The sequence below is a fragment of the Streptomyces sp. NRRL S-118 genome, assembly GCF_000716335.1.
GTDB lineage: Bacteria > Actinomycetota > Actinomycetes > Streptomycetales > Streptomycetaceae > Streptomyces.
Genome location: NZ_KL591012.1, coordinates 155,754 through 164,535 on the forward strand (window position 1 = coordinate 155,754; position 8,782 = coordinate 164,535).

Annotated in this window: 10 protein-coding genes; 8 read left to right on the plus strand and 2 right to left on the minus strand. The window is 69.4% G+C overall.

Features of this window, described 5'->3' with window-relative positions; genetic code table 11:
• The 4 genes from IH00_RS0121350 to IH00_RS0121365 all read left to right on the plus strand — a co-directional run.
• Window positions 1-144: cold shock domain-containing protein (locus IH00_RS0121350; protein ID WP_031075968.1), on the plus strand; the 144-nt coding region annotated here is incomplete at its 5' end.
• Between the two features lie 343 nt (window positions 145-487).
• On the plus strand, window positions 488-1,981 hold the full coding sequence (locus tag IH00_RS0121355) for a DEAD/DEAH box helicase (protein WP_031075970.1): 1,494 nt from the start codon (window positions 488-490) through the stop codon (window positions 1,979-1,981).
• Between the two features lie 49 nt (window positions 1,982-2,030).
• Window positions 2,031-2,429 carry a CBS domain-containing protein gene (locus IH00_RS0121360; RefSeq protein WP_031075972.1) on the plus strand — a complete coding sequence of 133 codons (399 nt, stop codon included), beginning with the start codon at window positions 2,031-2,033 and terminating at the stop codon, window positions 2,427-2,429.
• A 51-nt stretch (window positions 2,430-2,480) separates the two neighbouring features.
• The gene (locus IH00_RS0121365; protein ID WP_031075974.1) at window positions 2,481-2,792 is read left to right on the plus strand and encodes an SCO5918 family protein; all 312 of its coding nucleotides are present in this window, start codon (window positions 2,481-2,483) and stop codon (window positions 2,790-2,792) included.
• 47 nt (window positions 2,793-2,839) lie between these two features.
• Here the strand turns inward: IH00_RS0121365 and IH00_RS42820 are convergent, their stop codons facing one another.
• Window positions 2,840-3,007 carry a hypothetical protein gene (locus IH00_RS42820; protein ID WP_158827881.1) on the minus strand — a complete coding sequence of 56 codons (168 nt, stop codon included), beginning with the start codon at window positions 3,005-3,007 and terminating at the stop codon, window positions 2,840-2,842.
• An 842-nt stretch (window positions 3,008-3,849) separates the two neighbouring features.
• Here IH00_RS42820 and IH00_RS42825 point away from each other — a divergent pair.
• Entirely contained in the window at window positions 3,850-4,044 is a 195-nt protein-coding gene (locus tag IH00_RS42825; protein WP_158827883.1) for a hypothetical protein, read from the plus strand.
• Between the two features lie 286 nt (window positions 4,045-4,330).
• Here IH00_RS42825 and IH00_RS0121375 read toward each other — a convergent pair whose 3' ends face one another.
• The gene (locus IH00_RS0121375) at window positions 4,331-4,963 is read right to left on the minus strand and encodes an RNA polymerase sigma factor (RefSeq protein WP_234334914.1); all 633 of its coding nucleotides are present in this window, start codon (window positions 4,961-4,963) and stop codon (window positions 4,331-4,333) included.
• A gap of 802 nt (window positions 4,964-5,765) precedes the next feature.
• Here IH00_RS0121375 and IH00_RS0121380 point away from each other — a divergent pair.
• The 3 genes from IH00_RS0121380 to IH00_RS45475 all read left to right on the plus strand — a co-directional run.
• The gene (locus IH00_RS0121380) at window positions 5,766-7,277 is read left to right on the plus strand and encodes an MFS transporter (RefSeq protein ID WP_031075979.1); all 1,512 of its coding nucleotides are present in this window, start codon (window positions 5,766-5,768) and stop codon (window positions 7,275-7,277) included.
• A gap of 162 nt (window positions 7,278-7,439) precedes the next feature.
• Entirely contained in the window at window positions 7,440-8,201 is a 762-nt protein-coding gene (locus IH00_RS0121385) for a thioesterase II family protein (RefSeq protein ID WP_031075981.1), read from the plus strand.
• Between the two features lie 449 nt (window positions 8,202-8,650).
• Window positions 8,651-8,782, plus strand: a 132-nt coding sequence (locus IH00_RS45475; RefSeq protein ID WP_420710899.1) for a polyketide synthase docking domain-containing protein, incomplete at its 3' end; no start/stop codon positions are given.

Below are 8,782 nucleotides of genomic sequence, written 5' to 3' on the forward strand. Positions count from 1 at the left end.
GACGGCGGCGGCGCCGACGTGTTCGCCCACTACTCGAACATCGCCGCTCAGGGCTTCCGCGAGCTGCTCGAAGGCCAGAAGGTCAGCTTCGACATCGCGCAGGGCCAGAAGGGCCCGACGGCCGAGAACATCGTTCCGGCCTGACGCTGACGCGCACTTCGTAGCTGGGGCCCGCATCCTTCGGGGTGCGGGCCCCAGCTGCATGCATTTCCCGCAGAGGGTCCGCCTGCAGGACGAAGCGGAGTAATCCGCGGTCCCACCACAGGCGGCTCCGCCTCCAGGATGCAAGCGCATCCCGAGGAACCGCACCGCAGTCGACGCCCGGATCCGCGGTCCCACCGCGTCCCCCGTTTCAGCACCTGCGCCCGCGTCGTTTTCCGCCGGCCAGATCTGCTCGCTTTTACCATCGGTCCATACTTGTAATTCTCCATGCGGCTCATTGCCGCGGAAAATTCCTTGATATGTGCCGCATCGAGGAAGGTTCCGCATGAACCGCACACGCACCAACGACCGCTCCCCCCGCACCCGTAATGGCAGCGCCGACGCGGGAAAGGGCGGCAGCCGCTTCGGCTCGCCGGCGCCGCGCCGTTCCGGCGGGCCGTCACGCCCCGGCGGTCACGGCCGCCGGCCCGCCGCCGTGCAGGGTGAGTTCGCACTCCCCAGGACCATCACCCCCGCGCTGCCCGCCGTCGAGGACTTCGCCGGTCTCGACATGCCCGAGCAGCTCCTGGCCGAACTCGGCAAGCAGGGTGTGACGGCACCGTTCCCCATCCAGGGCGCGACGCTGCCAAACTCCCTGGCGGGCCGTGACGTCCTGGGCCGCGGGCGCACCGGTTCCGGCAAGACCCTCGCCTTCGGCCTCGCCCTGCTGGCCCGCACCGCCGGACAGCGTGCCGAGCCCCGCCAGCCGCTGGGGCTCATCCTCGTACCGACGCGTGAGCTGGCGCAGCAGGTGACCGACGCGCTCACTCCGTACGCTCGCTCCGTCAGGCTGCGGCTGGCCACGGTGGTGGGCGGGATGTCGATCGGCAAGCAGGCCGGCGCGCTGCGCGGCGGCGCCGAGGTCGTCGTCGCGACCCCGGGCCGGCTCAAGGACCTCATCGACCGCGGTGCCTGCCGGCTGAACCAGGTCAGCATCACGGTGCTCGACGAGGCCGACCAGATGGCTGACATGGGGTTCATGCCGCAGGTCACCGCGCTGCTCGACCAGGTGCGTCCGGAAGGGCAGCGGATGCTGTTCTCGGCCACCCTGGACCGTAACGTCGACCTGCTGGTGCGCCGCTACCTGACCGACCCCGTCGTGCATTCGGTCGACCCGTCGGCCGGTGCGGTCACGACGATGGAGCACCACGTCCTGCACGTCCACGGCGCCGACAAGCACGCCGCCACGACCGAGATCGCCGCCCGCGACGGCCGCGTGATCATGTTCCTGGACACCAAGCACGCCGTCGACCGGCTGACCCAGAACCTGCTCGACAGCGGAGTACGGGCCGCCGCGCTGCACGGAGGCAAGTCGCAGCCGCAGCGCACCCGCACACTGGCGCAGTTCAAGACGGGGCACGTCAGCGTGCTGGTGGCGACCAATGTCGCGGCGCGCGGCATTCACGTCGACAACCTCGACCTCGTCGTCAACGTCGATCCGCCGACCGACCACAAGGACTACCTCCACCGCGGCGGCCGTACCGCCCGCGCCGGCGAGTCCGGCAGGGTCGTCACTCTCGTCACGCCGCACCAGCGCCGCGGCATGGCCCGCGTCATGTCGGACGCCGGAATCCGGCCCCAGACCACCCAGATCCGCTCGGGCGACGAGGCCCTGAGCCGGATCACAGGCGCCCAGGCCCCGTCCGGTATCCCGGTGGTCATCACCGCACCGGTGGTCGAACGCCCCCAGCGCGGCGCCTCCTCCCGAGGTCGGCGCCGCCCCACGTCGGCGACCCGGCGTGCCCCCGCGCGCCGACCCGCCTTCGACGCGGCGGCCTGAGGGTGTCTCGCCGATCAGGAAGCCGACCCATCTCTGCAGGAGGCACCTTGTGACGCTGGTTCAGATGCAACCCCACCCGGCAAGCGCCGATCCCTTGCACAGGACGGTGGTCGAGGCCGTGGACACGGCCGGACCGCAGGTCAGTGACGACATGAGCGTCGAGGTGGCGCTGGCCGTCATGGTCGCGGCCCGCACAGGCCGACTGGTCGTCTGCGACCAGGACGGCCAGCGCACCGGCCTGGTCACCCGGACCGAACTCGCAGCCGTCCGCGACAGCTCGGCGTACACGGACCGCGTCCGCCTGCGTGACATCCGCGACGATCACGGATCGTTCACCTCCCCCGTGACCACGACGGCCGGAGCCGAACCCGCGACGCGCTTCCGTCGGCCCGGCGTCCTGCCGGTCGCCGACGAGCAGGGCGGCGCCGGCCTCGTCCTCTCCCTCTGAACCGTCTCACCTCCGGTCGGACCGTTCGCCCCTTCTTCCTGTGAGGCCCCCATGCGCTGTGTCATCGCCCGCTTCCCCTTCGAGCTCACCAAGAACGGCGTGCTGGAATCGATGAAGGGCATCAAGCCCGAACCGGTCACCGGCGCATCAGTGGCCATCGGCCGCCGCCATTACCCCGTCAAGCAGGTCGGCCAGGTCATCACCCGCCAGGACCGCCGTGACTTCAGCGCCGCCGAAGTCGTCCGGGCCCTGACTCAGCTCGGCTTCACCTGCCGCACCGTGCCGGCGGCCGCACCCGCGGCGCGCGTCCTCAGCCCGCTCCAGCACGCTTCCGCCATGCTCGGCACCCCCTTGTCCGTCTGACCGAGGAAACAGGCGCGGGCCCGCACTGCTTGCAGCGGGTCCGTGCCTCAGCGGTTGTTCAGTGGGCGGTGGCTGACATCGCCCATGGATCGGACGCTGACGTCGGCGATCGCGCGCGGCCACATCCCGCCCGTCTCCGAGACGCTGCCCTCACCCCTCTCCGAGACGCCGCCCTCGCCCGGCTCCGAGACGCCCGCGAGCACGTCCGGGCACATCGCCTCCCACCGCGGCCCTCCAGCAGCCGGACGCCCGGGTCTGCCCACCGGTCGGACGGAGGGGCGAACACATCGCGCCAGTTCAGGGCGCGGTGCTGGCGGATCCGGCTCAGCGCCTGCCGGCCCTCGCGTTGCGGTTGCAACGCCGGTTCGGTTGCTTTCCCCTTCACCAGGGCCCCCGGCGTGGTCGCCGCCTGGACCTGGCTCATCCGGATGCACTGGCCCGATCAGCCGGGCGACGGGGTGCGGGGCGGTGTGCCCGCTCGGGGCGAGGGCGGGGCCGTACGGATTCGGCCTTTTCCACGGCTTGTTCGTCTCTCTCCGGGCTCTTCGGGATGGCTGCGGAGGCTGGTCGAGTTGGTCCCGGACGTGGATGGTTGTTCGTGCTCGTGCAGATGCACGGGATTTCCGCAGTTCCGGAGTCCGCCAACGACGCCGCGCGGCCTGAGGATTGGGCGTCCCGGCCATGGTCCGGTGCCGACTGTAATTGTCCGACCCGCACCAGGCATTCACGGGACGTCCACGAACAGGCTGTCGCACGATGGTTCGGCCGGTGCGATCAGGGGGAACGTACCCCGAGTAACAAGGGGTTCCGCGCCTTGCATCAACCTGACACATGCGTCATGCGCGCCCCGGCCGTCCGGTGCACCGCAGTACGCTGACGTGGTGGTTGACGGCTTCCGCGCCGGCCGTGCCCTTCGCGGTCGCGCTCGGAACCCGTACCCCCCGGGCGCCCGGCGCCTCCAGTGGCGCCGCGGGATCGCTATTGATTCTTTTGAACCACGCGTATAGCCTGGGCCACTGGTTAATGAATAAACTAAATTCGGCGAAAGGTGGGTGGCATGAACGACGCGGGCGAAGTCAAGGCGGCAGAATTGGGTGACGAAACGCTGGCCAGGCTTACCGGTGCTCTCGGGCGGCCGCCACTGAGCATGCTGGAAAATGCGAAGGCTTTGTTTCCGTTCGCTTCCTCCGGGAATGGCGACGAAAATGCCGATCCGGTATCCGTCCCGCAGGCCGATCGGGTGCGCAGCTGAGAGCGGCAGCTTTATTTCCCGGTGGCGCCGGGATATTACCCGGGCGTAGCGTCCGGGCGTGGTGAGCGGGCGGTCTTCTCGTGGCGTCGCCAAGCATGAGAAACGCCCCCCTTCCGCTTCTGGCTGCGTGCCGCCGGCGGGCCGCTCTTCCGCCCGTACGCCGAGAGGACGCGCCGCGGCCGCGCTCCGGTTCCGCATATACGGAAAGTGCCTTCCCGCCGGGACGGCCGAGCTGTACAAGCCCGTCGTTCCGGCCGGAAGGCACTTTCATGGCGCCGCGCAGGAGTCAGCGGTGCTGTTCCAGGGCGAAGGTCCGCAGACCGGAGCGCGTGATCGCGTTGAGCAGCTCCACGGCCTGCTCCGAACGCTCCGTCTCACGCTGCAGGAGCTTCGCCAGATGGGCCAGGCAGCGCGACCGCACGGGCCCGAGTGAACCCCGCGGCATGCCCAGGGTCGCGCTGATCTCGTCGTAGGACATCGGCGGGTCGGTGACCAGAAGGCCCAGCAGTGCCTGGCACTTCGGTGAGAGGGCGCAGTACGCGAGCAGCACCTCGTTGTCGCGTTCCTTCGCCAGCGCCGCTTCCTCGGGGTGGTTCTCCGAGGGCTCCGAGCGGTCGAAGACCGGCGAGTCCCCGACCGGGACGCTGCGGCCGGACTTCTCGATGTGCTTCAGGCTCTCCCGGCGGGCGGACACCGCGATCCACTGGGAGAGCTTCTCGGGATCGCGCAGCTTGTTCAGGTGCTGGATGACGCGCATCCACGTCGTCTGGCTGACGTCCTCGCAGTCGGCCGTGCTCAGCCGGTGCCCCCGGGCGATCGCCCAGATCAGGGGCGTGTACCGCTCCACGATGCGGTTCCAGCCCTCCTGGTTTCCTGCTATGCAATCGTCTACTAGCTCGTTCAGGGTAGGCGTGCGCATATATCCCCCGGTTTTGTCTGCTTCCCCAATTACCGCAGGCCGACAATAGTGATGAGCCGCAGTAATGAGCCATGCTACCCCGGAGTGTTTTCCCTCCCGTTACTCGGAAGGCCCCCTGGGTTGGCTTTCGAAAGAACTTAGACGTATAGCGTGCTACACCGTCTCATCAGTGACTGTTACAGAGACTCGTGAGGCCAATGTAAGTCGACTGGAATGTGACTGTCCCTCCCCCCTGCCCGTTTACTATACGGGGCCGCCGGAGCGGCGTGTCAATCGACAACCTTGTAACCGGGCGCTTGAATTTACGCTGGGGAGCGCCCAGTTGATGGCTTGGTCCAGTCCATCCGGGAGCGTGCAGTTCCTCCCGTAGCGGGGCGGGATGACGCCGTCCCCGGCGGGGGGTACGGGCGGACGAGCGGTGCGCGGCCGGACCTCCGCACCGCGGCGCGGTGGCCGAACGCCCGCCGGCCTGCTGTGTTGTGCGGAGCACGGGTGGGCCGCGACGGCGGAAGTCCGCTCCGGCGCCGACACCGACCGGTGGCAGGAACGCTCCCGGTCCGCCCATCCACCCGTTGTTCGTTGACAACGTCGGGGCGGCGTCGGGTTGTATACGGCGCTCCGCGGTGCCCGGTCGGCGGCCGCCTCGCCGTGTGTGACCTCGGTCACATCGGGTGGTGGACTCCGTCCCGGATGTATCCGGACCGGCTGCCGCCGGATCTGGGTCCACGGCAGAGGGGCACCGTCCGCTCGTGGGGAAGACAACCGGTGGTCCCGCGGGTTCGCAATCGTTGGGAAGGCAACCGTGACCGTTGAACGTAACCCATGGCCGGCTCTAGGCGCGCTGATCGTCGGGTTCTCCCTGATCGTGCTGGACATGAGTGTGGTGGCGGTCGCCAACCCCGCGATCATGGAGGCGCTGGAGGCCAGCGTCTCCGAAGTGATCTGGGTGACGAGCGCCTACCTGCTCACCTACGCGGCGCCGCTGCTGTTCACCGGGCGCCTGGGTGACCGCTTCGGGCCGAAGAACGTCTACCTGGTCGGCCTCGTCGTGTTCACGCTCGCCTCGCTGTGGTGCGGCGTGGCCGACAGCATCGACACCCTGATCGCGGCCCGCGCCGTACAGGGCTTCGGTGCCGCGCTGATGACGCCGCAGACCATGTCGGTGATCACCAAGATCTTCCCCTCGGACAAGCGCGGCGCCGCCATGGGCGCGTGGGGCGGATCCGCCGGCGTCTCCCTGCTGCTCGGCCCCGTCATCGGCGGTCTGCTGGTGGACTCGGTCGGCTGGGAGTGGATCTTCCTGATCAACGTGCCGATCGGTGTCGTCGCCTTCGTGCTGGCGTGGAAGCTGGTGCCGGCACTGGAGGCCAAGCACCACAAGTTCGACCTGCTCGGCATCCTGCTGTCCTGCTCCGGCATGTTCCTGCTGGTCTACGGCCTCCAGGAGGGCAACAACAAGGACTGGTCGGCGGCCATCTGGCTCACCATCGGCGCGGGACTCGTGGTCCTGGTGCTCTTCGTCGTGACCCAGGCGCGCAACAAGAGCGAGCCGCTGCTGCTGCTCAGCCTGTTCCGCGACCGCAACTTCGCGCTGGCGAACATCGGCATCGCCGCCATGGGCGCCGCCGTCACCGCGATGACCGTGCCGTCGTACTTCTACCTCCAGGGCGTACGAGGGCTCTCCTCGATGGAGTCGGCCCTGATCTTCGCGCCGCTGGCGATCCTGACCGGTGTCTTCTCCCCGATCGTCGGCAAGCTGTCCGACAAGGCGCACCCGCGCACCTTCACCACCATCGGCTTCGTGCTCTTCGCCGTCACGATCGTCGCGTACAGCCAGTTGATGGAGCCGGGCTCGCAGCTGTGGATGTTCTCGGCCACCGCCGCCCTCACTGGTATCGCCAACGGCATGGCCTGGGGCCCGCTGGGCGCCATCGCCACGCGCAACCTCCCGGTGCACCAGGCGGGTGCGGGCTCGGGCATCTACAACACCAACCGGCAGATGGGCGCCGTGCTCGGCAGCGCCGCGGTCGGCGCGCTGTTCGTCAACCGGATCGAGGAGCACCTGCCGAACATCGGCGGTACCGGCGGCCAGTTCGAGGGCAGCCCCAGCGCGATCCCGGCCGTCGTCCACGAGCCCTACAGCACGGCCCTGAGCGAGACGGGCCTCCTGCCCGTCGCCTTCCTGCTGCTGGGTGCGATCGCCTGCGCCCTGTTCCTCCGCTTCCCGCCGCAGACGCAGGAGACGCAGGGGACGCAGGAGGCACAGGACGAGGCCGAGGGCGTGGCCCTGCAGAAGACCGAGGGAACCGCCTGAGTTCCGCGTAATGGCGCGCGCCGCCCGGCCTGCCGGCCGCCGTCGCGCCCCCTGCGCCGCCGTCTCGCGCAGGCACAGTCAGTTCGAACCGTACCGGGACGCACACAGTCGGCCCGACAGCGTCCCGGCGCGGCTGTCGGCAGGTAAGGGGGATGGTGCCGTATGGCCACCACAGGAAACTTCGCACTCTGGATCCGTCAGCTGGCTTCCGCCGAGAATCCCAGGGCGCGGCTGATCTGCTTTCCGCACGCCGGCGGCTCGGCGAACTTCTACTTCCAGTTCGCGCGCGGTTTCAGCGGGCTGGAGGTCCACGGCGTCCAGTACCCCGGCCGCCAGGACCGCCGGCACGAGCCGTTCCGGGACTCGATCGAGGAACTGGCCGACGAGATCGGCGAGCTCATGGGCGAGTGGAAGGACCTGCCCGTCGTCCTGCTGGGCAACAGCATGGGGGCCCTGGTGGCGTTCGAGGTCGCCCGCCGCATGGAAGCCATGGGCAATCCGCCCCTGTCCCTCTTCGCCTGCGGCCGCGTGGCGCCGACGCTGCGCAAGGACGAGCAGACCCACCTCAAAGGCAAGGACGCCTTCCTCAGGGAGATGGCCCTGCTCGGCGGCATGGGCCACGAGCTGCTCCAGGACGAGGAGATCCTCGACCTCGTCCTGCCCCCCATGCGCGCGGACTACCGGATGGCGGAGACCTACTGCGCGGCGCCGGGGACGCAGGTCTCCGTGCCGGTCCACGTGCACCTCGGAAAGACCGACCCCAAGGTGAACGAGCCCGAGGCGGCCCAGTGGAGCCTGAGCACCACCGGGGAGTTCACCCTGGAGACGCATGAGGGCGGTCACTTCTTCTTCACCGAGAACGGCGACCGCCTGACGGAAGCCGTCAGCAGGTCGGTGGAGGACGCCCTGGCGGCGAAGGCGTGAGCCGGATCCGTAACCGCCCGGGGGTACCGCGCGCCCGCGCAACCGTCTGACCGCACGGGCGTACCGCGCGCACGCGCAACCGTCCGGCCGCACGGGCGTACCGCGCGCACGCCCAACCGTCGAGGTCCCGCACGACCGGCCTGCCCGTCGTGCGGGACCTCGGCCGTTCCACGCGCCCGACGCGCGCCCCGTCTCGCGGGGGTCGCGCCGCGCACGGGCCTCCGCCATGCCCGCTCGCGGGCGGCATGCACCGGAGTCCGCCGACCGTCCTCCCGGCGCCCACAAGACGGCAGTTGCATGACAAACCGGTGAAGTACCCGGACCCGGCGCCGAGTACACCTGGCTCGAGAAAAGTTTCGAGGATTGGCTGTATCTGAGGGGCCCACCGCCGGATCTAGCACATCGACCACATGGTCGCCTGCATGAGTCCGAAGGTGGGGGAGACAAGCATGGCCTTCGAGAAGCCCGACATCGTCGGAGCCCTGCGCAAGTCGCTGAAGGAGACCGAGCGTCTGCGGCGCCAGAACCAGCAACTGCTCGACCAGGCGGGCGAGCCCCTGGCGATCGTCGGCATGAGCTGC